Genomic DNA, 1,500 nt, shown 5'->3' with positions numbered 1-1,500 from the left:
GCCGCCTAATGGGAGCTGCCGGGTCGTAGAGACTCGGTAGCCGTAGCCGCCAGCAGGTGAGCACTTCCGCCGCCGGAAGCGTCCGACTTCTGTGGTCAGACCGTGCCCCTGCTGGCCGGCCGGGAGGCCAGACCGTTGATGGGGTGGCGTGCCCGCCGATCGAGGCGTGAGCACTGGATCCATTAGGCCGCGTGCCGCGCCTTCCGCAGGCTGCAAGGAGCGAAGTACCTGACCAGGAGGACGAGTTGCTGCTGATCGGCGATGACTGGGCCGAAGATCACCATGATGTCGAGGTCCAGGACGAGGCAGGCCGGAAACTGGCCGCCGCGAGGCTGCCCGAGGGTGTGGAGGGGATCGCTAAGCTGCACGAGCTCGTCGCCAAGCACGGCGGCGGGGACCTTGACGCCGCCGAGGTCGTGGTCGGGATCGAGACCGACCGCGGCTCGTGGGTGCAGGCCCTGATCGCCTCCGGCTACCGCGTCTATGCGATCAATCCCCGGCAGGTGGCCCGGTTCAAAGAGCGGTACGCCTCCTCCGGCGCCAAGAGCGACAAGGGCGACGCACACGCGCTGGCCGACATGGTCCGCATCGACCGGGCCCAGCTGCGGCCGGTGGCCGGGGACAGCGCCCAGGCCCAAGCCGTCAAGGTCGTGGCCCGCGCCCACCAGACCCTGATCTGGGAACGCACCCGCACCTTCCAGAGGCTGCGCAGCACGCTGCGGGAGTACTTCCCCGCCGCCCTGAACGCCTACGCCGACCTGGCCCTGACCAGCACGGACGCACTGGAACTGCTGATCAAGGCACCCACCCCGGCAGCTGGGGCCAAGCTGACCCGCACCCAGATCACCGCCGTCCTGGCCCGCGCCCGCCGGCGCAACCGGGACACCAAAGCGGCCACGATCCAGACCGCGCTGCGCCAACGACAGCTCGGCCTGCCCGAGCCGGTCACCGCCGCCTACGCGGCCACCGCCACCGCCCACGCCCATCTGATCATCGCGCTGAACGCGCAGATAACCGCGATCGAGGAGCAGGTGAAAGCCCATTTTCGAACGCACCCGGACGCTGAGATCTACCTCTCGATGCCCGGCATCGCGGAGATCACCGGCGCCCGGGTGCTCGCCGAGTTCGGAGACGACCCCACCCGCTACGCCACCGCCAAAGCACGCAAGAACTACGCCGGCACCAGCCCGATCACCCGGGCCTCCGGCAAGAGCCACACCGTCCAGGCCCGCTACGTCCGCAACAACCGCCTCGCCGACGCGCTGCAGACCCAGGCGTTCTCCGCCCTGCGCGCCTCCCCAGGCGCCCGCCGCTACTACGACAAGCAACGGGCCCGCGAGGCCGGCTACAACCCCGCCCTGCGCCAGCTCGGCAACCGCCTCGTCGGCATCCTCCACGGATGCCTCAAGACCCGCACCCTCTACGACGAAGCAACCGCCTGGTCGCACCACACCCAATCCCACGCCGCTTGACACCCAAACGACATGGGGTGTCTGACCA

The 1,500-nt window shown here is 69.7% G+C and carries 1 protein-coding gene; it reads left to right on the top strand.

Going from position 1 to position 1,500, the window contains the following annotated elements:
• The first annotated feature begins 245 nt into the window (after nucleotides 1-245).
• The gene (locus tag ABGB11_RS42355) at nucleotides 246-1,472 is read left to right on the top strand and encodes an IS110 family transposase (RefSeq protein ID WP_347641354.1); all 1,227 of its coding nucleotides are present in this window, start codon (nucleotides 246-248) and stop codon (nucleotides 1,470-1,472) included.
• Nucleotides 1,473-1,500: the final 28 nt, after the last annotated feature.

The sequence above is a fragment of the Actinomadura sp. B10D3 genome, assembly GCF_039871695.1.
Taxonomy (GTDB): domain Bacteria; phylum Actinomycetota; class Actinomycetes; order Streptosporangiales; family Streptosporangiaceae; genus Spirillospora; species Spirillospora madurae.
Note: the sequence above shows the minus strand (reverse complement) of the source record. Positions and strands in the feature narration are given on the sequence as shown.